Genomic DNA, 24,632 nt, shown 5'->3' with positions numbered 1-24,632 from the left:
TTGTCGTAATATAACAATATTGATATATTTGAAGGTAGACTGTGCCGGAAACCCGTGTTGTTTTCTATCAGGAAGAGGACGGGGAAGTTCCTGTTCTTCAATGGCTAACGGAACTGTTGCAAGAAGACCGCAAAGGCTATGCAAACTGCGTTGCTCGCATCAAACAACTTGCGGCATCAGGATATGAACTCCGTCGCCCTACTGCCGATTACCTACGTGATGGTATATATGAACTTCGGGCAAAGCATATGCGTGTGCAATACCGCATCCTGTACTTCTTTCATGGGCAAAATGTGGCAATTCTTGGAGACGCTATTACGAAAGAAGAAGCAGCTGTACAACCAATTGAAATTGAACGGGCTATAGAGCGAAAGCGTTTATTTGAAGATAATCCAGACGTTCATACCTATGTAGAGGATCAAGAAGATGGCGAAGAATAGCGATGCTATAAAAATCATTGACAAAATGACTAGCCGTGACCCTGAGCTTGAGGCAATGGTGGAGGAAGCCTCTATCAATGCAGAAGTGGCACAGCTGATTTATGAAGCCAGAAGGAAAGCGGGATTAACACAGAAACAGCTTGCTGAACTTGTTGGGACAAAACAACCTGTGATTGCACGTTTGGAAGATGCTGATTATGAGGGACACTCCCTTTCAATGCTACAGAAAATAGCTTACGCTCTCAATCAGCGCGTAGTTATTCATCTTGTCTCGATGCAAGATGAGCAAAGCGGCCTAATCTTATGAAAACAAAAGTCAAAAGCAGTTATTTCTGTTGCTCTAAGAGAGAGTTAACGGATCGCGCACAATAGAAAGAAAAACCCAACATGAACCAGGTAGACTACCTCCGCATTAGTTTAATAGATCGCTGCAATTTTCGTTGCCAGTATTGTATGCCAGAGGGGTCAGAGCTAGACTATATCCTCAAGCAACAGCTACTTACTGATGAGGAATTGCTCACTTTAGTTCAAGAAGTTTTTATTCCTGTCGGTTTTACTCGTTTTCGGTTGACAGGGGGAGAACCGTTACTGCGTCCTCGTGTGGCAGATTTGGTAAGAGCGATCGCGTCTTTGCCCCAAACTCAAGACCTCTCCATGACTACCAATGGCTTTTTACTAGCTCCCTTAGCCCAAAATCTCTATGATGCAGGTTTGCGACGCATCAATATTAGCTTAGATTCCCTTGATCCCAATATTTTTGACCAAATTATTGGCTATCGTGGACGTTCTCGCTGGCAACAGGTTTGGGATGGGATTCAAGCGGCTTATCGTGTTGGTTTTGACCCTTTGAAGTTAAATGTAGTGGTAATTCCTGGGGTTAATGACCATGAAATTTTGGATTTAGCGGCTTTAACTATTGATAAACAGTGGCACGTCCGTTTTATTGAGTTTATGCCCATTGGTAACGGCGATTTATTTAGCGATCGCGGTTGGATATCTTCAGGCGAATTGCGGCAACAAATCCGCGATCGTTGGGGATTGACAGAAGCTCAAGTTCGTGGTGCTGGACCTGCGGATGTCTTTCAAATTCCTGGCGCGAAGGGGACATTGGGATTTATTAGTCAAATGTCAGAATGTTTTTGCGATCGTTGTAACCGGATGCGGCTGAGTGCAGATGGTTGGCTCAGACCGTGTTTATTAAATGAAGCTGGTCAAATGGACTTAAAAACTGCTCTCCGTTCTGGTGTCAGCACCCAGAAATTGCAAGAACAGGTAAGAAACTTATTGGCAATCAAGCCAGAAATTAACTTTAAAGGACGCGACTCTGGTACTACAGGTAATTACAGCCGTACCATGTCACAAATTGGAGGGTAAGTCACTCTTGAGCAATGAGTTCTGAGTTGTGAGTGATAGGACTTTCAACAGTCGGCACTCAGCACTCAGCACTCAGCACTCAGCACTGTCCTATGCTTGGCGTGAGTAGTATTCCACGACTAGCAGTTCATTGACTTGTAGTGCCACCCATTCCCGTTCAATGACACTGTTCACTTTACCAACTAATTTGTTTTTATCAAACTCTAAGTGGTTAGGAAGGTTTGCCAAACCGGGATATTGCAAGTTAGCTTCCACCAGCTTGCGTGATTGCGCTCTGTCTCTGACAGCAACAACTTCTCCGGGACGAGTTTGGTAGCTGGCGATATTCACCACACGACCATTAACTGTGACGTGACCGTGATTTACCAACTGACGAGCGGCTGGGATGGTAGGGGCCATACCCAAGCGGAAAACTGTATTATCCAAGCGCATTTCTAGCAGTTGCAATAACACTTGTCCAGTAGAACCAGTTACTCGTCTAGCTTTACGGACATAACGTAATAGCTGCTTTTCAGTCACACCGTAGTTACAACGCAGCTTTTGCTTTTCTTCTAAACGGACAGCATATTCGGAACGCTTCTTGCGATTCTGACCATGCTGACCTGGCGGATAGGCGCGTCTTGCGCTCTTACGAGTTAATCCTGGCAATTCGCCTAAGCGACGTACAATTCTAAGGCGTGGCCCTCTGTATCGGGACATGAGTTTCCTTAATCTAATCCTGTTTAAATTTTACTCAGACATACTATTATAAATACCAGCTATTCAGAAATGCAAAAATGATTTCATTGAATCGCTAAAAATTTATCTTCTTTTGGGTATGGGGCATATATATTCAAAATTCAAAATTGAATAACCTCTGCTACCCTACTCCTCTGCTCCACCCTGTGGGAACGCTATCAGCGACTGCTCCCCTGCACCTCTACACTTTTTGTCTTTTTCAAAGATTTTTCTTCCTGTTCTTTGGTTTTGCCTGATTTGCAAAAGATTTGTTGCACATTTGAGTTAGCATAACTTTGGGTGTTTGAAGAACGGTAATGTGCATAACAAAGGTTAGTGGGGAGAAAATCAAAAATGACCTTTAAAACTCGTCTAATTCGGCTGATAGCACCAGTTTTGGCTGTAGGTAGCTGTGTAGGGATGAGTGTCCCTAGCATAGCTGCTGACAATGATTATCGCGCCTGTGCCGGCAGACTTTTAAGTGTGGGTGTGAGTGAGCAAGCAACCTCAGAGGCTTGTGCTACGGCTTTGCGTCCAACAGACTTATCGGCGTGTGTGGTTTTTATTGACAAGCGCACGGATATAAGTGCTACTGATGCCCTACCTGGTTGTAGGCAAGCAAGACGGCCAAAGGAATTAGCCACCTGTGTCGTTTCAGTGAGCAAAAATACTCAGGAAACAATTAATCCAGATGCCTTAAATTACTGTGGGCGCAGTTTATTACCAGAACGCTTTGCTCAGTGTGTAATAGGTTTGCGTAGTCAGATTAAGATTGAGCCTAATCAAGCATTAAATACTTGTATTGATGGTAGCGATCGCATTAGTGGTTTTGTCCCTACATCGACTTCACCACTCCAACCACCCACAATATTCAATCCTAACTTGGAGAGTGAACCAATTCCTGAAAGTCCTACCAACTAATAGATAAGCTCAGGACTTACACAAGTATCTGAGATTTCTAGTTGAGGCTGTCAATAGTCCAAAGAAGCTTGATTTTTCAGCATTTACTTTGGACTATTGGCATTGACTGAAGTTATATATTATTGGAAGCAACCCGATGAATTGCAGCCCTTCCTTAAACAAGGATTTAGTGGAGTTGGGCTAATATTTTTTTACGTCTAAACCATAGAACGCTAGTACGGCACAGCGAACGTAATTCACAAATTGTTTGATATGTCAAGGCTGTTTCTTTTGCCTTCTCGGACTAATTTGCTTAACCAATATGATAGTTAAAACCCAACATAGACACAGACGATAGCCATCTGCTAGTTCAGCAAATATACCTTAATCAGATGTTGCTTTTTGGCTAATAGCTAGCACAATCTGCTTATAGCTGCTATGCAGATGCTCGTTTGTGACTTCTGGGACTGTTTGTTGTGTTACTGATTGTTAGGTTGGTTAAAAAAATCACTTGCTTTGGTTCGTGCTTAGTCCTCTTTTCTCCCAAACACCATCTGTAAAATCATGGGAATACCACCAGCTTGATGATATTTGTCTGCCCAAGCTCGGATGATTTCATCTAATTCTTCCATAGCTTGATCCCATTTTTCAGGCGGTACATCTAGCTCTTCTAAAGCACGCATGGCGTTTGGTCGTCTTTCTGCCCAATCTTTCATCATGCGGAAATACCGAGCGGTATCTTCTACCATGATGTAGGTACGCTCTTGGTCATCGGCTGGAGCGTAGAAGGGGCGAGTTAGAGCGTAAAAAGGCATTCCCCAAGGTGAATCAATCCGTGTCACCGTGCCTGAGTAGAGCAGACGACGCTTGATATGCTCTCCTAAGGCCTCGCTCAAAGGCATCTGGTGTTCTAATGGTAAGTCCTCTTGCGATCGCTTGTGGAGAAACTCAATTAGTTCCAGAAACTCAAATGATGTGACTAACTGAGCATCAGGAAGATTACTAGGTAATTTCTGCTCAATTTGTTTCTTTTCTTCACTTGTTAAACTTGTTCCAGGAATGCGGGATCTACCTGGTTGCCAAGGAAACTGTTCCATCCAAACATAAGGAAACTGAATCAAATAGCGAGGCTCTTGAGAACCCAACATCTTTAACAGTTTGCCTTCCATTAAGGCTTGTCTGACTTCCTCAACGATAATTTTGACTCGTTTTGGCTCTAGATGGTGCAAATGGCCAGTCATCCGCAGATTTTGACCTTGCTCTAGATATGTCATGTAAATCGCACACTTAGCGGCGGTGGCTGCTGCGTCTAAGAATGCGCCATGTCTATGCCCACTTGTCCTCATGGCACTAAAGGCCAGGTATAGCATGATCTGATCCATCGCACTGGGGCCAAGACGTTTGATCAGATCGATGTCGTTACTCATATTACAAATAGTTGAATAGCACGTATTAGTCTAAAAAAGTAATTGAAATACACCTAATGGCAGGTTTTATCGCCACGCCAGATGTATATTATGGGTTTTGTAAGTAATAATTTGTATTCAAATTACCCGTTCCTCCATACTGTAATTGGATATAAGTAGCAAAAGCACTGCTACTAGAGTTTTTCCTGTATCTTACCGAAAAATCGCGGATTAACAGCCTGAATTTACCCATGATACCTTTGTAAGTCACTTAAGAACTATATATATGGCTCTAATAAGTAACCTACAGGGACTTTCTTCAGTATCCGGATTTTCTCTGCCCTTTATCTAGTAACACTCAGCAATGCTAATCACCAACAAATTTGGCTACCTACCAGATTTGGGAGATAGCATTACCTTAAATATAGTTACTGAAGTTTTAGATTCAGAACGTCTGTGGTGTCAGTGACTTTCAGACTCTAGAAAAACTTGCGGATAGGCAAATTCTCTGAGAACACAGGCAGTAATCGCTTTAAAAAGGTCACTTAGCAACCCAATTAACACTTAGGGCATCAGTAGGGTATTTTTAAGTACCACGCCCCTTGCAACTTTTCTGTATCTTTATTGCCAGATAGTTAGTTGCCGAGAGGAAAATCACAGATGTTAAATAAGGCAGATAGTTCAAATTTGACCATATGTTTTATTTGCTCACAACATAATATTCTATATTTAGCTGTTCTTGCATTAAATTTATCTGAATTAGTGTATTCTTAATCTTTTCCTTCTTAATCTTTAAAATAGGCGATTAACAGCCCATAATTTGTCAGAGTAAATTATCAAAGTTTAATGACATTTGCATCGACAAGCATTAGTAAAAACTAAAAATTTTGTTCTCAAATGCTTAATTGGTAACGATATTCGCTCAACTACAATCTAAATACAGGTATGCTGCAAGCTTTTACGTAATTCGTGGTTTATCATACCATATAAGTAAAAGCTATATATTTCATAAACTCAGCTTTTATATAGGTTTTCAGGGTTTGATCTGTAGCCAGATGGTAGAAACTTTAGTATAAATTCTTTGGCTAAATTTATACGTCTTATACGTCAAAAATTTTGGCTTTAGGGCATGATGAGATATATGCCACGAGGTTATCTTAATTTTTCCATGTTGATATTTCTCGCTAATTTTATTGATATAAGATAAGGTCAGGTTCAATTTTCACTACTGGATGATGGATTGGGATTTCTAGTTTTGCCAAAGCTGAAAGCAGCTGCGCCAAAAGTAACGCATAACACTCCCAAAATCTGGACAATGTTTAAAGTTTCTTGCAGAACTAAGCCAGCAAAAATTACAGTTAAAATAGGTACACCTGCGCCAATAATTGCCGATCGCGGCGCGCCTAATTTGCTAACTCCCAAGTGATTGCATACATACCCTACAAGGGTCAAGACACCCAAAATCGCAGCACTTAAAACAATTTCTAGTACCTTAGATGGGTCAACGGTCAAACTCCAATTATTGGGTAAAGGCAACATCAAAAAGATAAAACTTAAAGCCAACATGGTGGCGAAGTTCACGAAGGTCAAAGAGACTGGATGTATTTTAGTAGCAGAGGCTCGCGTTAAGAGTAAGTAACAAGCAAAAGCTACTCCTGCGAGAATTGCGGTGATCCCACCCAATGAATTATTTCCAGTCACACCAGCAGTAATGAGAGTACCACCAAAAACTAGTAATTCACCGCAGAAAATTGCGGCGAGGGAGATGGAGCGAAATCCACTAGGGCGATCGCGCAACAAAAACCAAGATAAAATACTAACAACAACGGGGTAAACAAAGAATAGAGCGATCGCTGTGCCAGTAGCAACTTGACCGATAGCAAAGTAAATCAAAACTTGCGATAAAAACAGAAAGCAGCCGCTAGCAATGATTAACTGCACACCACTTTGTCGTTTACCACGAGTAGCACCAGATTTTTTCCCTAGGGACTCCTTGAGACTTTGTAAGTCTTCCCATACTTGGGGGTGCATCATGGGAGCTAAAAGCATCATTAGTGGTACTACCACCATCAACCGCAAAGTGAGAATTAACATAATATTTCCCACGGTCGGCGAAATTAAACCTGCTATTTCCAACACAGCAGAGGTTTGAGAAGTTTTATAAAACATCCCCTTGATGGCTACGTTGTACAGCGATGACATGACAGCAGATGCAACTATCAACAAAAAGCCAATCTGAACTGGTGATAAGTTAGAGGAACTGCGGGATTTATTGGTGGGAGATGGTGATCCCCGCTTGGATGCTGACGCAGATTGTGGGGACGGATTGTCATTTTGGATTACAGAGATTGGCTCTTTGCCTTTCCCTTTGTTTGCGGAAGATTCAGGTTTGGGTGAAAAAATCGATTCAGTTAGTTTTTCTGGTGGTGGTGATGTAATCTTAGTTACCGATATCTCTGGGCGCAGAACTGAAACTGGTTCAGGTTGTGGAGATTTGATTTCCCTTGAGGTGATCTCAGTCTCAGATATTTCCGGCTGTAAAACAGAAATCGGTTCAGGTCGTGAGGCTGTTGATTCAGCAGTTTTTGGTGCTGCTGGTGGGACTATAATTGGTGTTGACTGTGGGGGTACAGGGGGTTTTTCTGTAACGGGAGAAACTGATTGAGCCTGAATCTGAGTAACTTGTTCTACGGATGGAGATGTTTGGAAGGAAGCGGGAGATTGGACTTCCGGCGGTTGTAATACTGTCGGTGGAGATAAATTCACCACTTTGGCAGTATTGGGAGGTTGATTTTTGGGAGGCTGTAATACTGTAGATGGAGATGATTTAGCTACTAATTGTGAGGTTTCTTGAATCGTTTTTGTTAGATCCCCACGCAGTTGACTGATGAAATCCTCTAAAATGGCTTCCCCTTGCTGCTGTTGGCTGTACATCCGAGACAGCTGTTGGGACAGATTACTTTGATAGTTTTTAAGTTCTTGTTGAAGAGAATTAAAGGCGATCGTCAAGTTATCATCCAAACTACCGAGCATTTTTTCTGCTGGCTGTTGGTTTCCAGTGACAATGTTGCTACTTTGGGCTGACTTGAGTGCAGCAATTTGATTCTCTGTTTGGCTAGCTATCTTCGCTAGTGATGATTGCAGTTGTGAACAGATGTGCTTGGCTAAAGCTTCTGATAACTGACGGATTAATACTTGTTGTTCCGTAATCCGCCTAACTTCTTGTAAGTGTTCTTTTTCTTCGACTAATTGATGAATTTCATCTGCTAAACGGTCTTTCTCGCCTTGTAGCCGTTTAACATCTTCTTGTAAGGATTTAAGTACACTTTGTTGGAGGTTTTCTAAATCCTCAACAACAGCCAATAGAGCTGATTCTGCTGCTCTGGATATGTCGCCTCGGACTCGTGGGTTGTCTGGTCGCTTCTCAAATCGCCCCATTAGTTTCTAACCTCTATACACCTTGACGATAAAGCTGCTTCCTGTAAAATTTGCGGCACTCATACTCAGTTTCTTGTATTTTGTCAGATAAAATAGAAAATCTTCACAGGACTTACGGATATCAACGCCATTGTGTCATGCTTACCCCAGTATTGACAAAGCATATTATGTGACTCACAGATTGACTATACTGTGTTTTTTTCATATCACAGACCTTTCAGCACTTCATCCGTCTGATTTTCATGATTCTCTGACCCAGTAAGATATTTTCTCGTGAAAAAATCTCACCTAAATATAAATACTTGTTATTTTTGTAGCAATAGCAATTAATAGCTGGTTGCAATTATGTAGGTGATTTATAAAAAACTGCTAGAAGAGTTTCAAGTTACAGGTAATTTTTACAGAATGTAGCTTTTATAACAATTTATAGCTTCGATTCAGGGAGAAATTCAAATCAGCCCTTAAGAAGCATTTTAATTAATTAAATGCCATTCTGCCAAAATAAATTCTAGTTTTTGCGTTATTAGCAGAGAGTAATAACAATTGACATTAAACAAAAGCCATCCGAGCAATGCTAAAGATGGTCGCACTGAGAACTGCACTGATAGGAACAGTCACTAGCCAAGCGGCGGCTATACCCTTGAGGGTTTGAAATTTCACCGAATTTATATCTTGCACCAGACCAATACCGACTACACCACCAACGAGGGCGTGAGAGGTGGAAACAGGTAAACCTAGCCGAGAGGCGATGAGGATGGTGGTAGCTGTGGCGAGTTCAGCACAAAATCCACTACTGGGTTGTAAGGCGATGATATTTTCGCCAATAGTAGCGATCACTTTTTTACCCCAAACAGCTAGACCAGCAACAATTCCAGCACCACCAAGAATTAAGATCCATAGGGGAATATTAATGCCTGCTGTTGGTACTTGGCCCGTGCGATTGATATAAACGATCGCCGCTACAGGTGCGATCGCATTACCGACATCATTAGAACCATGTGCAAAGGCGACAAAGCAAGCACTTAGGACTTGGAAACGGGCAAATAGGGATTCGGTGTTGGTGTTGACTGGGTTGAAATTTTCCTTGTCCCCTGCCCTCTGCCCCATGCCCTCTAACTCCTCTAGCTGTCGCCAACTAAAAACAGTCAGTGTAACTGCGGCTACTGCACCTGTGATCAAGGGGATGTCGTGGGGTGGAATGTGAATACCGAATTGGGCAATTAAAAAATTGGTTACGGGTTGAGTGAAAGAAGGTAGGACAATTACACCAAAAGCCCCGATGAGAATTGCACTCAACCAGGGAATCCACTCTTGTAGTTGTTTGGTTTGATGAGGTTGATCCAAAATCCAGTGTTTGATTTGACTATAGAATAAAGCGGCGATCGCTCCACTGATAACTGGTGTTAAAATCCAACCAACAGTGATTGAGCCAATGGTTGACCAATCAATCGCCTCTATGCCTAAAGCTACCCAACTAAAACCAGCGATCGCACCGACGACTGCATGGGAGGAAGATACAGGTAAACCCTTTGCTGTAGCAATTTGCAACCATACACCAGAAGAAATAAGCACTGTGATCATCCCAGTAGCTAAAACTTGGGGTGTCGCCGCAAATAAGTTAGGGTTGGCTACTTTTGTTGCTAGGGTGGCTGTCACCTGATGACCGAATAAAACAGCACCAGTAAACTCTAATACCCCAGCAATAATTAGTGCCTGCTTCAGAGTAATAGCTTTAGAACCAACGGAAGTTCCCATTGCATTAGCAACGTCGTTAGCTCCCAGATTCCAAGCTACATAGAAGGCTAGTAGGGCTACTATCAGTAATGTAATCGGTATTTCCATATTGGGGGATAGGGGGGAAGACCCAGAGATCAATTAAAAATTAAAAATTAAAAATTAAAAATTTTTGGAAGGGAGACAAAGGAGACAAGGGAAAGATTATTTTCAATTCCCTAGTCCTCAGTCCCCAACCTAGGGATAGATGAGAATTTTGTAGGTTTCTGGGGTAGGTGCGATCGCTTGGTCTACGGCTGCTGATAAGTCTTTTAGGGGGTAGCGATCGCTGATTAAGGCTTGCACGTCAATGCGACGATTAAATACAATATCTGCCGAGAGATTTTGCAGGCGATAGGAGGAACTGTAGCTACCCATGAGGTCTATTTCTCGACGGTAGAGGAGATTGGGATTAATAGGAATTTCTACTTCGTCGGGAAATTCGGCGAAAAATAGGATTTTGCCACCTTTCCGAGTACAATCTAGGGCTTGAAAGAAAGCTTTTTCGCTGGGGACAGCTAGCAACGTGACATCAACACCTAGTCCACCAGTAAGGGCATGAATTTTGGCTGGTAAATCGGGATCACGCGCGTCAAAAGCTGCTTCTGCACCAACATTTACAGCTTTTTCAATTCTAGAGGGTAATAAATCAGTGGCGATCGCTTCTGCCCCGAAATACTTCACCAGCATGATAAACATTAAACCAATTGGCCCTGCACCAGTTACTAAAACAGTCTGTCCGGGGGCAATTTGCGCTTTTTTCACTGCCTTTAAACAGCAGTTGGTAGGCTCAACAAAACTGGCTTCTTCAAAACTAATACTGTCAGGAATCGGGATTAACCCGCCATTCTGCACAATATGACCTGGAACTTTGACATACTCAGCAAAGCCGCCGCCACTGGCGTTAAAACCTGCGGTGGTGGAGATATTTTTGTACAGATCGCACATGGAGAAATTATCATTCATGCAGTAGGCACAACGCATACAAGGTATGTGGTGCATGACTGCTACCCGTTGTCCTACCTGCCAACCTAGCACTTGCGAACCTACTGCGGCGATCGTCCCGGCTGTTTCATGGCCAAAGATGCGCGGTGGTTCATAAAGTGGATAACGAATTTTTTTTATATCTGACTGACATAAGCCAACTACTTCCACCTGTACCAAAACTTCGTCTGCTTCCAGATGCGGTACGGGGATCTCTTCGTAAGAGAGTTGATTAACACCTCTAAATACCTGTGCTTTCACGTTGATTTTCCACTGCTCAACGTTAATAGATGTAACATTAGTCGCCTATGTTAAGCTACAAAGCTCAACATTTTTGTTCAAAGGATGAAATCTTGCTGGTAATCTAACTAGCCCATTCCCCATGAATAAAATCTGCTGCTATGGAGGCTGAAATACTTGTGGTAGAAAGATTGGTGGGCTTTAGCAATAAAGTAAGTCTGTTGAGGCGTGTTTAGAATGAATATAGTTAGCAGCTGATTCTACACACAGAGCTACAGAGGAACGCAATGCTAATTTTTGAGGAACACTTTCAAGATAATCGTTGTAGTTGGGTGACACGAGATAGCTCAGAGTGCAGCCTTTACATGGAAGTGGGTCACTATGTATTTGACCACAAACGTGAAGGTGATGCTTATTGGCTATCGTGGAACTCGGCGGAGTTCTTTTATGACAGGACTGATTTTCATATTCATATGGTCTTAGAAAAAGCTGCTGGTGTAGATGATCATGGATATGGTTTCGTTTGGGGACTGTTAGACGATCGCAATTTTTTTGAGTTTGTGATTTCTGGTCATGCTTGTTATCGCATTGCTGAGGTCAGAAATGGTAGTTTTGTCAACTATACAGATTGGAAACGCTGCGATCGCATTCAGCGTGGTAATGCTGTGAACTTATTAGAGATTTGCCGTGTAGGTAAATTTGTCGAGTTCTACATTAACAGTACCCTTGTAGACAAATTCCCCGCAGACAAATTAATGGATGTCCCAGGGCGAAATTTTGGTTTTGTCATTCACGATAAAATCAAAATGAAAGTTCATAGCCTGATGGTGAGTGCGCCGGACACGGAAAAAGACCTCAGTGATGTGAGTCTAGAGGTTTATGAATCTAGATATGAAACCAAAGCTACCTTTGTTGAGCATGAGCCACCCCATGACGATAGTCTAGAGGTAGTGTTTGCAGACTTAAAAGCACTAGTTGGGCATGAACGCACCAAGCAACAACTTTTCTCTCTAGCCAACTACTTGAAAGTGCAAACCGAACGGGAAAAACGCGGGCTGAAAACTGTAGACACATCACTACACCTGATGCTGTACGGACCTCCAGGGACAGGTAAAACCACAATTGCCCGTTTAGTGGGGCGTTTGTATAAACAATTAGGATTTCTGGAACGCGGACACGTTGTAGAAACTGATCGCGCCGGGATTGTGAGTGGGTATATTGGACAAACTGCGCTCAGGGTGGAAAATGCTGTCCAGCAAGCCTTAGATGGTGTACTGTTCATCGATGAAGCTCACTCCCTTGCACCCGAAGATAGCCCTAATGATTATGGCAAGGAAGCATTGCAGATATTAATTAAACGCATGGAAGATCATCGCGATCGCTTGGCGGTAGTTATAGCGGGTTACACTGAGGAAATGGATAGTTTACTAGAATCCAACCCCGGTTTTAAATCCCGTCTGCACCGTTTATTTTACCTCGATCATTACAATCCCCATGAATTGTTATTAATTTTCAAGAAATTCTGCGAAGATAATGGCTATACTCTCGATCCTTCAGCAAATATTATCTTACAAGCTACTTTTGAACTTGCTCATGTTAAACGAGACAAGAATTTTGGTAATGGACGTTTCGCTCGCGCTTTATTTGAACGGAGTATTGAACAACAAGCTAATCGTATTGTCCATGATCTTCACAAGTTAGATAATTCTCAGCTAACTCTAATTACAGCAGAAGATTTATCCGTAAATCTCTAAGTTCCAGATAAAAAATTAGAACTTCCGCAACTAGCACTGCAAAAGTATTTGAGCGTAGTAAGCTAATCAGCATTTAAGTTGCATAAAACCAGGGCTGAAGCCCTTACTACAAGCGAATCAGTCTGGAAAAATGAATGAAGATTAGCTTAATGAGACTTATAGGCTCACGCACCAACTATTAATTGTGACACTTGCGTAAATTCTGATAACTAGTCAAATTCTGGAGACCACAAATCAGAAATTTGTACTTCCCATCCAGGGAGCAAATCAGGAACAGTGAGTACATCACCATCGTGTAAAATTATTGGTTCTTTTTCTGGATAAAGTACCTCAACCGTATGATTATCTGGGTTAATCAAAATTCCTACCCGCGTTCCCAACGCCAAAAACTCGCGGATTTTTACCCGCAACTGTTCTAAATCATCGTTGGGAGATTTTACTTCTACTGTCAAATCAGGAGCTAACTGAGCAAAAGACTTGGGAGAACGACGCAACCTTTCTGCTAAGACAAATGAAGCATCAGGGGATCTTAAATCAGAATTAGGTAATCTAAAACCTGCACTAGAAGCAGCTACCCTTCCAAGTTGACGAGGTTTCACCCAGTTATATAACTTAGCAATCATTGAAGCTGCAACTTCATCTGATTCATATCCTGATGGACTCATAACAACAATATTCCCCTGTAATAATTCCATGCGATATTCAGGAAACTGCTGCTGTACTTTTTCCAAGTCTTGAATTGTCAGGGACATAACACCTCCTGAAACAGACATTTAATTAATATAGTAATTCTAAAATTCCCGTCTATTGCGTTAAAATCGGTAAAAAAGATATTTAGTTTTAATTGTGTCTGCAAAAGATATTTTTCATGAATCAGTTAAAAAAGCCTATGAGCCAGAACATGAGGTGATTGTAAAGTGGATAAATTAGCAAAATACCAAGACTTAGTTAAAACTTTGTTGACTAACTATGCTAATGATGATGTTTTGGAGAATGATGTTGAAGTCCAACTTATTTTAGACACAGAACGCAATCATTATCAATGGATGAATGTAGGTTGGCAAGGATTTAATCGTATTTATCGATGTATCCTACATTTTGATATTAAAGATGGCAAAATATGGCTGCAACAGAATTTAACTGATCGCAATCCAGCAGAGGAATTAGTGATGATGGGAGTACCAAAAGAGGATATTGTCCTAGGTTTCCAAGCTCCTTACAAGCGTCAGTATACTGATTATGGTGTAGCGCGATGATAATATCAGGCGATCGCTCTGATATTTCCTAACTAGAATTTCCTGATGTTATGGATGCGACTAATAAACATCATCATGTGAGCCTAGAGTGAGTAACAGTATATCTTCCTCTCCTGAATCTGGGCTAGGAACAAATTCAAATAAAATGCGATTATCATAATCTATTGAGCAAGACCATACTCCATCTAAATCACCCTTTAATTTATGAGTATGTAAGCTGGAATCAAAAGGGTCTTCGGTTAATAATTGTAAGACTTTTTCAATCGGCGATCGCAACTGTGGATTTTTCTTGATGAGACGCTTAAACTTACGTACAAATCCTGCACTCCAAACTAAAGTTCTCACTCATCTAACTCCGCCATCAAATCAGAAACAGAACCTTGTTTAATATTCCTCTGTTGGTAGTCGTGTCTAGCTTGTGCAACTTCTGTTAATAACTGATTCCTACGTTGTTGGCTTAACCGTTTACTAATAATATCAACTAGTATCGCTTGTTCCTCTGGATCGAGTGATTCTACAACATTAAGTGCTTTTTGTAGTGTTGAGATTTGTTGTGTCATAGGTTTTATTTGAGGTTTAATATTAAGTCAATTATAGCTGAAATGTTCAGGGAGCTTATCTATCGAATGCTGATTGTTATTAGTTTACATCAGGCGATCGCCTGATATTTCCTAATTAAAATGCCTGATGTTAAATTTCAAGATTTCTTTGTTTCCAGTAATTTGGTTTGCGCTTACCATGAGCTATTGCTATAACCCAAATCACTTCTTCAAGCTCCGTATAAAAAATTAGGTAGGGAAAACGTTGAATAGCATAGCGGCGTATTCCTTCAATTTTGTATGGAGTTCCTAAATTCGGGTTTTGCTGAATTTTGAGAATAAATTTTTCTATTTGATATAGTAAATCTAGTCCCCAGCCTACTTTCTGCGTTTCATAGTAAGCTATTGCAGCATCAAGCTCTTAACAATAAACTTCACGAATACTTTTCTCGTAACTCTTCAAAAAATTGAGATATTGGTTCTCCCATAACTGTCTTACGATTAATATCTTCCAACCTTTTGGTTAATTCCGTATCCCAAATAGTTTCTATATCATCATCTAGATTATCATCTAGAGAATGAAATAAAAAGTAGGCAATTTCAGCACGTTCTTTTGCAGAAAGCTGAGAAAGTTCAAGTTTAAGTTTTTCGGCAGTTTCACTCATGCTTTGGAGTCTTCCCAACAATTCTCATTATAGGCTTAACTATCCGACCATCACTGCTTTAGGAAACTCTCAAAAATAAATTATTCCGCTTCAAGTTGTTGAGTGTTAACTGTAAAGAATGGTGACAGTGTTCCACCAACTTCCTCAACCCAAAAACAATTTATACGCCGGATTTTGGCTTTCATCCCAATAGCCGTAACCGAGGCTATCAAGAAATATCTGCCATTCTGCCATTTCCTGGGGAGGTACTTGCATTCCTACCACAATCCGCCCGTAGTCTGAGCCATTATTGCGGTAGTGGAACATACTAATATTCCAGTTAGGACTCATGGAAGCGACAAATTTCATCAATGCGCCGGGACGTTCAGGAAACTCAAACCGATAGAGTAATTCATTGTGTGCTAGGGGAGAATGTCCGCCAACCATGTGCCTTAAATGCAGTTTTGTCAGTTCATCATCAGTTAAATCGATAATGGGAAAACCACAATCTTCAAAGGTTTCTACCATCTTGACTCTATCAGCACGGTTTTGGATTTGCATCCCGACAAAAATATGGGCAATTTTCTCGTCAGCAATGCGATAGTTAAACTCTGTTAGGTTGCGTCTACCAATACATTCGCAAAATTTATGTAGACTTCCTGGTGCTTCGGGAATTGTGACTGCAAAGATGGCTTCGCGGCGTTCGCCAAATTCGGCGCGTTCGGCAACAAAACGCAAACGATCAAAGTTCATATTTGCACCGCAGGCGATCGCAATTAAGGTTTGTCCTTGAATTTGCTCCCGTTCGACATAGGCTTTTGCACCGGCGATCGCCAATGCCCCGGCAGGTTCTAAAATAGAGCGGGTATCCTCAAACACATCTTTAATTGCGGCACAGGTGGCATCGGTATCCACCAAAACGATTTCATCTACATATTCTTGACACAGCCTAAAGGTTTCTTCGCCTACTTCCCGCACTGCTACCCCATCAGCAAATAAACCCACCTGAGACAACCGCACCCGTTTACCTGCTTTCAAGGATTGGTGCATCGCATCAGCATCTATTGGTTCTACACCAATAATTTTGATTTCGGGACGGAGACGTTTCACATAGGCAGCAATCCCAGAAATCAAGCCACCGCCACCAATCGCCACGAATATGGCATGAATTGGCTGCTGGTATTGCCTGAGAATTTCCATGCCAATAGTTCCCTGTCCAGCTATGACATGAGGATCATCAAAAGGATGAATGAAGGTTAAACCCTTTTGAGCCTCCAGTTGTCGAGCAAAGGCGTAAGCATCATCATAGGTATCCCCATACAGTACCACCTCTCCCCCTCGCGCCTTGACTGCATCTATCTTTACCTGGGGTGTAGTCACAGGCATAACGATAATGGCTTTTGTTCCTAACCGACTTGCACCCAATGCCACACCTTGGGCATGATTACCCGCAGAGGCAGCAATTACGCCCTGTGCTAGTAAGTCCGGCGTGAGGTTAGCCATTTTGTTGTAAGCACCGCGTAGCTTAAAGGAAAATACAGACTGCATATCTTCCCGTTTCAACAAGAGTTGATTATTCAGTCTGGCAGAAAGATTCGGGGCATACTCCAGAGGAGATTCCTGAGCAACATCGTATACACGAGCAGTCAGAATTTGTACTAGGTAGTCACAAAACATGGGGTAGATGGGATGAGCAAGGGCTGGATAAGGATTAATTTTACGTTAAGTTTGTCACCATACTTTGGTAGTTATTAGCGATCGCTACTAATTCAATTATTTAGTCTGAAAAATATTTTGCACCATCTTTTTATCTGTACTGGCTGCTGCTTGATCTAACTCCGCAATTTCACCAGCATCTAATTGCCAACCCAATGCACCAATATTATTCTGCGCCTGGGTGACAGATTTTGCTCCAGGGATAGGCATAGTTCCCTTACAAATGCACCAGTTAATGGCGACTTGGGACATAGTTTTATTTCTAGATTCTGCCACAGCGCGTAAACAGGCTAAGAGCGATCGCGCTCCGGGGAGTAATTGTCTAAATAATAAACCTCTGATACCTTTAGGATAAGAGCTATTTTCTGTATATTTCCCTGTTAATATCCCCAAACCTAAAGGACTGTAGGCGATTAGTTGTATACCCAGTTCATCACACACTTGTTTTAGTCCCAATTCGGTGACAGGATATGTAGATAACAGTGAGTATTGCACTTGCAGAGTTTTAATCGGTATTCCCCGCGCCGCAAACTTTTGATGTACACGTTGCAGGCGTTTAGTGCCGTAGTTAGATAATCCCACACCCTTGACTAAACCTTGCTCGTACAAATCAGCTAAACCTTCCAAAAGTCCCTCCTCTTGCCAAGGGGCATAATTTGCCGTTGACCAGTGCATCTGTACTAAATCAACATTTCTACCCAAGCGTTGTGCTGAAGCGTTACAAGCTTTAATCATTGACTGGCGTGTCCATCGCCAAGGGTATGCAGCCAACTTGGTGGCAATGCAGATATGGTCTTGGTTGACACCTTGATATGAGCGAGAAAATTGTCCTAAAAGTAATTCACTACGTCCTTGTAAGCGTCCAGTGCCGTAAGAATCGCCTGTATCAAATAGGGTCACACCATTACTTACACACAGGTTAAACACCGCTTGTAACTGGTCGTCCATACTTTCACTGTAGCCCCAAAGCAATTGGTTTCCCCATGCCCAAGTTCCGCAACCCATCTGTGGTAAAGATAATTCTTGGCTAGCCTGCATATATATTTATCCTAAAAATTCAGCGTTTATTTAATCACAATACTAGTAAGTTTGTAGTGAGGACTTTAGTCCTCAATCTAAGGACTAAAGTCCTTACTACGAACCTGAAAAATTTACTAAGCTAGGGTCATGTCATCTAAAAAATACAGCATTAGTATATGACTACTGATATCAACTTGCCGGGAAATATATTAAATAGTCTGAAAAACGAGCAACTGCAAGCAGAAGAAGGGATATTCCAATGGACAAAGCAGTGGTATCCCATAGCGGTTGTGGAATATCTTGATCCTACTCGTCCCCATGCGATGCAGTTGTTAGGCAAAGATATTGTGTTGTGGCGGGATGGTACAGGAAAATGGCGTTGCTTTGAAGATTTTTGTCCCCATCGACTTGCTCCCCTTTCCCAAGGACGGGTAGAAGCTGATGGTACACTTCTATGTGCTTATCATGCTTGGCGGTTTGATGCTGAAGGTAAATGTGTCAGTATTCCTCAGTCTCTAGATAAACAGACGGAAGAAAAAAACTGTGACAATCCCAAATCCTGTGCGGTTGTCTATCCTACCCAAGAGCATCAAGGCTTATTGTGGGTATGGGGGGAAACTGGAGAAAAAGCCCAACTAGAAAGCCAGTGGCGAAAACCACGCCTTGTTCCCGAATTAGAAGAAAATTCAGAGCAAGTGGAGCAATTTTTTTGGAACTTCCGGGATTTGCCCTATGGATGGGATTATTTCATGGAAAACGTTGCCGATCCTGCCCATGTACCAGTTTCTCATCATGGGATTGTAGGCGATCGCTATAAAGATGCTAAGTATTATGACATGATTCCCACCCGCAAGATATCTACACAGGATGGCTTTGCTTTTGAAATTCAACCCACAACCGGCAACATTGAGCAAGCAATTCACGACTTCCAGCCACCTTGTCATATGAGAATTGCCTCCACCCCGAAAGATGGCGGCAAATTCATTTTGGCTTTGTATGCTACTCCCACCCGTCCAGGATGGTGTCGTCATATTGGCTGTCAAGTGTTCGTCAAAAATCCCCAAGGCAAAAAACCCCAAGGATTATCAATTTTTGGTCTACCCTTACCCACTTGGTTAGGTCATGTGTTAGCCTCCTTGTTCCTGCACCAAGATATGGTATTTCTGCATTATCAAGAAAAAACTATTGCCCAGAGAAAACAGGGTAAATGGCTTGATGCTGTCTTTACACCTAATCCCCAAGACAAGATGGTGATTACATTTCGCCAATGGCTAGACAAACGCGCTGGCGGCGGTATCCCTTGGGCGGAAGGCTACAGCCATGATTTACCTTTGGGAGAAATAGAGCATCAAAAGTTATTCGATGTCTGGACAACCCACACGCAACACTGTACAGTTTGCCAAAATGCCCTTGCTAACATCAATCGTTTAAAGATGTCGGCTTATGTAGTAGCAGCTGTATGTTTCTTGTTGGCAGTTATATTAGACGCACGCATGGTAGCGACACAAGCCGCTTTAGAGAAATTTGTGGCAGTTCTCCCACCGACAGGATTTTGGTTAGCACTAGGAGGCGGAATTTTGTTTGCAGTAGTTGGATACCTGTTGCAAAAATTCAGTCGGCTATTTTATGCCTATGAATTTCAACACTTTCGCAATCCATAATACAAAGCACCCCACTTGTAGAAACGTAATTTATCGCATCTCTACATATTCCCCCTTCCCTGTCTACGACACGCTCCGCGAAAGTAGGGAAGGGGGTTAGGTTTCGCGTTAGCTTTTCCACATAACGTGAAAAATCAGAACTTGCTTCCGCGTAGCGGTATTACGAATTACTTTAGCGTAGCGGGGGGGAGCATCGTTACGAACTAAACTAACTCTTTGATCACTTGCTCAACATTACGCCCATAAATTTGTTGACTATATTGCTGCCAATTATCATCTGAAGAATAGGGATGTCGATTTAATGTTGCTTGTTGCACATAGGCCATCCACGGACGACGCAACTGCTCATATTTTTGGAAAGCTTCTGCTATGGCTTGTCTGTTATTCCAGTTATTTTCTGCGGCAATTTGAGCAATTAATACCACCACTGCTAAAGCATCTTCTAAACCTTGATTAGCACCTTGAGCCATGAATGGAGGCATTCCATGCGCCGCATCACCAACTAAAACAACTCTCCCGGCGTTCCAAGTTGGTTGAATTGGTTTGGTTTCACTCTCAGAAATAATTGCCCGATGAATGTAATAAGGACGCTGTTCTATATTTTCTGGAGGTGATAACCGGACTAATTGTTTTAGGACATCGGGATATCCAGCTTGCTCAAAGGCTTGTACAGCTAACTCAATCAAAGAATTACCAGATTTACCTTGTAAAGCTACCAAAGGTATAGGTAAGTGGATGAGATAGCCAAATTGATTAGTAATGCGACTGCGGAATAACATCATCCTTGTATCTTCCATCTCACCGGCCGCATTTTTGGATATCTCATCATGACAGATAGTAGTAACTCGTGAGTTCTGTAAGAATTTTGCTGCAATTTCTGTTTCTACTTCTTGGGGAATATCAGCAATTTCCCGGCAATATATAGCAGCAAATCCAGAATATTCTGGCTGGGCATAATCTTGGTAAGGGCTACCTTTGTAAAGCACTCGACGAATTGTTGAATTAATTCCGTCGGCAGCTACAACCAGCCTAGCTCGAAATGATTTATTAGTGACTGATGCTGGGGAATTTGTATCTACATTTTCGGCTTTGTTATCATTCCAATGGGCATAGGGATTGCCTTCTGTTGTAGTGTCAGAAACACAATCTATCCGCACACAATCATTTTCTAGGTCATCTACAATATTTATACAACGGTGATTAGCTTTGACAATTTCTTGGGGTAATTGTTGTCTTAAGGTTGTCTGCAAATCATACCAAGCTAGTGACACTCTTCCTTCGCCATATTCTTGAACCCAATCATCAAAACTGAGGGAAACTGAGCGAATTACCTGCCCTTGCAAATTTCTATAAAACCATTTGGGTACAGTTTTGGGAAGATTTTCTTCTTGATTAGATGCTTGATAATTAGATAACCCAAGGGCTGTATTTTTTACAACCATGTAAGCATGAGCATCTAAATATTTCAGAGATTTTAAGCCATTGGGAAGTAAATCTAAAATTTGACCAACTGGAAGAAAAGCGCGGGTTTGGTCTAATACCAAAATTTTTTCAATTCCCCGCTTGTGTAAACCGATCGCAGTTGCTAGTCCAATCGGCCCTGCCCCGACTATGACAACATCGTAGATATCAGCTAACATAACTTTGCTTACCAAAACTAACTATATTCTATTTGAGAACTCTATAGCTTAGGGATGGAGTCAGCAGTCCATCCCATATTGAATTGATTAGCTCCGCGCAATCCCTTCTTCACGCGCCGCCTGTTGTACCGCCGCCGCTACAGCAGTCACAACACGCCCATCAAACACAGAAGGAATAATATGTTCTCGATTTAACTCTGAGGGACTAACTAAAGCCGCGATCGCATGAGCTGCTTGTAAATACATGGTGGTAGTAATTGTCTGCGCCCGACAATCTAAAGCACCCCGGAACACTCCAGGGAAGGCTAAAACGTTGTTGATTTGGTTGGGGTAGTCACTACGACCGGTAGCGATGACAGCCACATCTTTGCTAACTAATTCCGGCTGAATTTCTGGGATGGGGTTAGCCATAGCAAAGATAATGGCATCTTTAGCCATAGATTTCACCATTTCTGGTGTTAATACTCCCGGTGCGCTAACACCGATAAATACATCTGCACCTTGGACTGCGCCTGCTAGCGTACCTTGGGCTTTAACGGCAAATTCCTGTTTCTCTTCATTTAAGTCAGTGCGACTGGTGGAGATAATCCCCTTAGAGTCGCACATCCAGATTTTTTCTGCTCCCGCTTTCTTGAGTAGACGCGCGATCGCTACTCCAGCCGCACCAGCACCATTAATGACAATACGGATATCTGCAATGGGTTTCTGCACCAATTTCAGAGCGTTAAATAATGCTGCTAAGGTGACAATTGCCGTACCATGTTGGTCATCATGAAATACGGGTATATCTAATTCCTGCCTTAATCGCTGTTCAATTTCAAAGCAACGGGGAGCAGCGATATCTTCCAAATTTACACCCCCAAACACGGGAGCAATATGTTTTACCGCCTGGATAATTTCTTCTGTATTTTGGGTATTTAAGCAAATAGGAAACGCATCCAGACCGGCAAATTCTTTAAACAGCATCGCCTTACCTTCCATCACTGGTAAAGCTGCATGGGGGCCAAGATTACCCAAGCCTAAAACCGCACTACCATCAGTGACAATGGCGACAGTATTTTGTTTGATAGTTAAATTATAAACCTCTGTGGGGTCTTGAGCGATCGCAGTACACACCCTTCCTACCCCTGGAGTGTAAGCCATTGCCAAATCAGACACGCTCTTGAGGGGGATACGGCTAACAATGCTAATTTTGCCACCCCGATGTAAATTGAAAGTGCGATCGTGAACACTTAACAGCTTAATGTCAGGGATACCTTTAACTGCTTGCACAATAGTTTCCGCGTGTTCAGTGCTAGCAGCATCAACATTCAGGTCACGAATAGAAACGTGGCGAGTTTGTTCAATTAAATCGATTGTACCGATATTTCCGCCACTTTCGGCAATAGCCTGAGCGATCGCTGCCAACATCCCCACCCGATTAGGAATTTGTAACCGCAGCGTGACACTAAAACTGGAATTAGGAGTTAGGTTTGTCATTTTGATGAGAGATTTTAAATTCTAGATTGTATATTGAATCGCTCAGTAAAAATCGAGACTAAACCTAAAATAAGACATTTCCATATTTTTCATCCCACCCAAAAAAAGCTCTCTAAATTAGAGAGCTTTTTAATTTACACCAATTCCTAACAAATTCTCCGCGTACCTCTGCGCTGCACTTTGCGTCCCTCTGCGTTGAAATTTCCCTTTCAACTCATGCAGATTCAACCATGAATAACCGGAGATTGCAAAGCCACAGGTACAGCCTCACCACTAGCCAAATCTAGCGGGAAATTGTGAGCATTACGTTCGTGCATCACCTCTATACCCAAGTTGGCACGGTTCAGCACATCAGCCCATGTATTAATCACACGACCATGAGAATCAAGTATCGAGTGATTAAAGTTAAACCCATTCAGGTTAAACGCCATCGTACTGATACCCAAAGCCGTAAACCAAATTCCCACGACAGGCCAAGCAGCCAAGAAAAAGTGCAAAGAACGGGAGTTGTTAAAACTGGCATATTGCCAAATTAACCGCCCAAAATAACCGTGAGCCGCCACAATGCTATAGGTTTCTTGTTCTTGACCAAACTTGTAGCCGTAGTTGACCGACTCAACTTCTGTTGTCTCCCGCACCAGGGAAGAAGATACCAAAGAACCGTGCATGGCAGAGAACAATGCCCCACCGAACACCCCCGCCACACCTAACATATGGAATGGGTGCATGAGAATGTTATGCTCGGCTTGAAAGACAAACATGAAGTTAAAAGTGCCGCTAATTCCTAAAGGCATCCCGTCAGAAAAACTACCTTGACCAATGGGATAAATTAAGAAAACAGAGGTCGCAGCCGCTACAGGTGCAGAGTAAGCCACACAAATCCAAGGACGCATCCCTAGACGATAGCTCAACTCCCATTGCCGACCAAGCCAGCAAAAGATACCAATGAGAAAATGCAAAATAATCAGTTGATAAGGGCCGCCGTTGTAGAGCCATTCATCCATTGACGCAGCTTCCCAAATCGGGTAGAAATGCAATCCAATGGCGTTGGATGTGGGTACAACAGCACCAGTAATGATGTTATTGCCGTACAACAAAGAACCTGTTACTGGTTCTCGAATCCCGTCAATGTCAACGGGTGGTGCAGCAATAAAGGCAATGATAAAACAGGTGGTAGCTGTTAACAATGTGGGAATCATTAAAACCCCGAACCAGCCGATATAAAGCCGATTTTCGGTGCTAGTAATCCATTGACAGAAACGATCCCAAAAGCTACCTCTTTCGTTTCTTTCTAAAATTGAGGTCATGGCTATGGTATTGATAAAGTGCTAACAACAAGCTTTCTCAATTCCTAAAAATTAAGAAGTTCAGATGTTTTCAAAGACTTTCGTCAAATACCTTCTCCCCTATCACCGGGATTATTTTAACTCGCCTCACACTACAAATACTCGAAATATCGTTAACTCATTTCCCCTGGGAGATGGTAGAATTACGGGGCAATTTTCCCGGCTCTATAATTTCGGTTTTACATTAATTTTTGATGTTTTCCCATAAATTTAAATTAAGTTTCTTAAATAAATTGCAATAGAAAAGAAGTGATTGTTGACTGTTGACTGCACAGGAACGAGGGGGAAGCAGAATTAAAAAAATC

The 24,632-nt window shown here is 42.1% G+C and carries 22 protein-coding genes; 7 read left to right on the top strand and 15 right to left on the bottom strand.

The window, feature by feature from the left end; translation table 11 throughout:
* The first annotated feature begins 41 nt into the window (after nucleotides 1-41).
* The 3 genes from ACM0OR_RS11580 (at nucleotide 42) to moaA (ending at nucleotide 1,814) form a co-directional block, all read left to right on the top strand.
* A complete protein-coding gene (locus tag ACM0OR_RS11580) occupies nucleotides 42-440 on the top strand; it encodes a type II toxin-antitoxin system RelE/ParE family toxin (protein WP_414576322.1) in 399 nt (132 codons plus the stop codon).
* Nucleotides 427-747: a helix-turn-helix domain-containing protein gene (locus ACM0OR_RS11575; RefSeq protein WP_414576321.1), complete on the top strand. Its 321-nt coding sequence runs from the start codon at nucleotides 427-429 to the stop codon at nucleotides 745-747. Before ACM0OR_RS11580 ends, ACM0OR_RS11575 begins: the two co-directional genes overlap by 14 nt.
* Before the next feature lie 80 nt (nucleotides 748-827).
* Nucleotides 828-1,814, top strand: coding sequence for a GTP 3',8-cyclase MoaA (gene moaA, locus ACM0OR_RS11570; RefSeq protein ID WP_414576320.1), 987 nt, complete (start codon nucleotides 828-830; stop codon nucleotides 1,812-1,814).
* Between the two features lie 90 nt (nucleotides 1,815-1,904).
* On the opposite strand, the gene rpsD is transcribed toward moaA, so the two are convergent.
* Entirely contained in the window at nucleotides 1,905-2,513 is a 609-nt protein-coding gene (gene rpsD / locus ACM0OR_RS11565; RefSeq protein WP_190700755.1) for a 30S ribosomal protein S4, read from the bottom strand.
* Nucleotides 2,514-2,885: 372 nt separating this feature from the next.
* Between rpsD and ACM0OR_RS11560 the strand changes: the two genes are divergently transcribed.
* Complete coding sequence (locus ACM0OR_RS11560) at nucleotides 2,886-3,452, top strand: hypothetical protein (RefSeq protein ID WP_323268014.1); 567 nt, start codon at nucleotides 2,886-2,888, stop codon at nucleotides 3,450-3,452.
* A 506-nt stretch (nucleotides 3,453-3,958) separates the two neighbouring features.
* Here ACM0OR_RS11560 and hetR read toward each other — a convergent pair.
* The 4 genes from hetR to ACM0OR_RS11540 form a co-directional block, all read right to left on the bottom strand.
* Complete coding sequence (hetR, locus tag ACM0OR_RS11555) at nucleotides 3,959-4,858, bottom strand: heterocyst differentiation master regulator HetR (RefSeq protein ID WP_190700749.1); 900 nt, start codon at nucleotides 4,856-4,858, stop codon at nucleotides 3,959-3,961.
* 1,194 nt (nucleotides 4,859-6,052) lie between these two features.
* Nucleotides 6,053-8,275, bottom strand: coding sequence for an EamA family transporter (locus ACM0OR_RS11550; protein WP_414576319.1), 2,223 nt, complete (start codon nucleotides 8,273-8,275; stop codon nucleotides 6,053-6,055).
* Between the two features lie 549 nt (nucleotides 8,276-8,824).
* Nucleotides 8,825-10,117 carry an inorganic phosphate transporter gene (locus ACM0OR_RS11545; RefSeq protein ID WP_414576318.1) on the bottom strand — a complete coding sequence of 431 codons (1,293 nt, stop codon included), beginning with the start codon at nucleotides 10,115-10,117 and terminating at the stop codon, nucleotides 8,825-8,827.
* A gap of 129 nt (nucleotides 10,118-10,246) precedes the next feature.
* On the bottom strand, nucleotides 10,247-11,293 hold the full coding sequence (locus ACM0OR_RS11540) for a zinc-dependent dehydrogenase (protein ID WP_414576317.1): 1,047 nt from the start codon (nucleotides 11,291-11,293) through the stop codon (nucleotides 10,247-10,249).
* A 266-nt stretch (nucleotides 11,294-11,559) separates the two neighbouring features.
* Here ACM0OR_RS11540 and ACM0OR_RS11535 point away from each other — a divergent pair, with 266 nt between their 5' ends.
* Entirely contained in the window at nucleotides 11,560-13,026 is a 1,467-nt protein-coding gene (locus ACM0OR_RS11535; protein ID WP_414576316.1) for an AAA family ATPase, read from the top strand.
* A gap of 209 nt (nucleotides 13,027-13,235) precedes the next feature.
* On the opposite strand, the gene ACM0OR_RS11530 is transcribed toward ACM0OR_RS11535, so the two are convergent.
* The gene (locus ACM0OR_RS11530; protein ID WP_414576330.1) at nucleotides 13,236-13,778 is read right to left on the bottom strand and encodes a Uma2 family endonuclease; all 543 of its coding nucleotides are present in this window, start codon (nucleotides 13,776-13,778) and stop codon (nucleotides 13,236-13,238) included.
* A gap of 165 nt (nucleotides 13,779-13,943) precedes the next feature.
* On the opposite strand from ACM0OR_RS11530, the gene ACM0OR_RS11525 reads away from it, so the two are divergent.
* On the top strand, nucleotides 13,944-14,282 hold the full coding sequence (locus ACM0OR_RS11525) for a XisI protein (RefSeq protein ID WP_414576315.1): 339 nt from the start codon (nucleotides 13,944-13,946) through the stop codon (nucleotides 14,280-14,282).
* A 60-nt stretch (nucleotides 14,283-14,342) separates the two neighbouring features.
* On the opposite strand, the gene ACM0OR_RS11520 is transcribed toward ACM0OR_RS11525, so the two are convergent.
* The 6 genes from ACM0OR_RS11520 to ACM0OR_RS11495 form a co-directional block, all read right to left on the bottom strand.
* Entirely contained in the window at nucleotides 14,343-14,627 is a 285-nt protein-coding gene (locus tag ACM0OR_RS11520; RefSeq protein ID WP_414576314.1) for a type II toxin-antitoxin system YafQ family toxin, read from the bottom strand.
* A complete protein-coding gene (locus tag ACM0OR_RS11515; protein ID WP_414576313.1) occupies nucleotides 14,624-14,842 on the bottom strand; it encodes a hypothetical protein in 219 nt (72 codons plus the stop codon). Before ACM0OR_RS11515 ends, ACM0OR_RS11520 begins: the two co-directional genes overlap by 4 nt.
* 130 nt (nucleotides 14,843-14,972) lie before the next feature.
* Nucleotides 14,973-15,227, bottom strand: coding sequence for a type II toxin-antitoxin system RelE/ParE family toxin (locus ACM0OR_RS11510; protein WP_414576329.1), 255 nt, complete (start codon nucleotides 15,225-15,227; stop codon nucleotides 14,973-14,975).
* A gap of 28 nt (nucleotides 15,228-15,255) precedes the next feature.
* Complete coding sequence (locus ACM0OR_RS11505; RefSeq protein WP_414576312.1) at nucleotides 15,256-15,486, bottom strand: addiction module protein; 231 nt, start codon at nucleotides 15,484-15,486, stop codon at nucleotides 15,256-15,258.
* Nucleotides 15,487-15,630: 144 nt separating this feature from the next.
* The gene (ilvA, locus tag ACM0OR_RS11500; protein WP_414576311.1) at nucleotides 15,631-17,142 is read right to left on the bottom strand and encodes a threonine ammonia-lyase, biosynthetic; all 1,512 of its coding nucleotides are present in this window, start codon (nucleotides 17,140-17,142) and stop codon (nucleotides 15,631-15,633) included.
* Between the two features lie 96 nt (nucleotides 17,143-17,238).
* The gene (locus ACM0OR_RS11495; RefSeq protein WP_414576310.1) at nucleotides 17,239-18,219 is read right to left on the bottom strand and encodes an aldo/keto reductase; all 981 of its coding nucleotides are present in this window, start codon (nucleotides 18,217-18,219) and stop codon (nucleotides 17,239-17,241) included.
* A 158-nt stretch (nucleotides 18,220-18,377) separates the two neighbouring features.
* Between ACM0OR_RS11495 and ACM0OR_RS11490 the strand changes: the two genes are divergently transcribed.
* The gene (locus ACM0OR_RS11490) at nucleotides 18,378-19,862 is read left to right on the top strand and encodes a Rieske 2Fe-2S domain-containing protein (protein WP_414576309.1); all 1,485 of its coding nucleotides are present in this window, start codon (nucleotides 18,378-18,380) and stop codon (nucleotides 19,860-19,862) included.
* 203 nt (nucleotides 19,863-20,065) lie between these two features.
* Here the strand turns inward: ACM0OR_RS11490 and ACM0OR_RS11485 are convergent, their stop codons facing one another.
* From ACM0OR_RS11485 to psbA, 3 genes are all read right to left on the bottom strand, one after another.
* Nucleotides 20,066-21,502, bottom strand: coding sequence for an FAD-dependent oxidoreductase (locus ACM0OR_RS11485; protein WP_414576308.1), 1,437 nt, complete (start codon nucleotides 21,500-21,502; stop codon nucleotides 20,066-20,068).
* 87 nt (nucleotides 21,503-21,589) lie between these two features.
* Nucleotides 21,590-22,981: a malic enzyme-like NAD(P)-binding protein gene (locus ACM0OR_RS11480; protein WP_414576307.1), complete on the bottom strand. Its 1,392-nt coding sequence runs from the start codon at nucleotides 22,979-22,981 to the stop codon at nucleotides 21,590-21,592.
* A gap of 224 nt (nucleotides 22,982-23,205) precedes the next feature.
* On the bottom strand, nucleotides 23,206-24,288 hold the full coding sequence (gene psbA, locus ACM0OR_RS11475; RefSeq protein WP_414576306.1) for a photosystem II q(b) protein: 1,083 nt from the start codon (nucleotides 24,286-24,288) through the stop codon (nucleotides 23,206-23,208).
* Nucleotides 24,289-24,632: the final 344 nt, after the last annotated feature.

The sequence above is a fragment of the Anabaena sp. CCY 9402-a genome (genome assembly GCF_963920945.1).
In the GTDB taxonomy this organism is placed as follows: domain Bacteria; phylum Cyanobacteriota; class Cyanobacteriia; order Cyanobacteriales; family Nostocaceae; genus Trichormus; species Trichormus minutissimus.
This window is presented reverse-complemented; position numbering and strand designations above follow the sequence as displayed.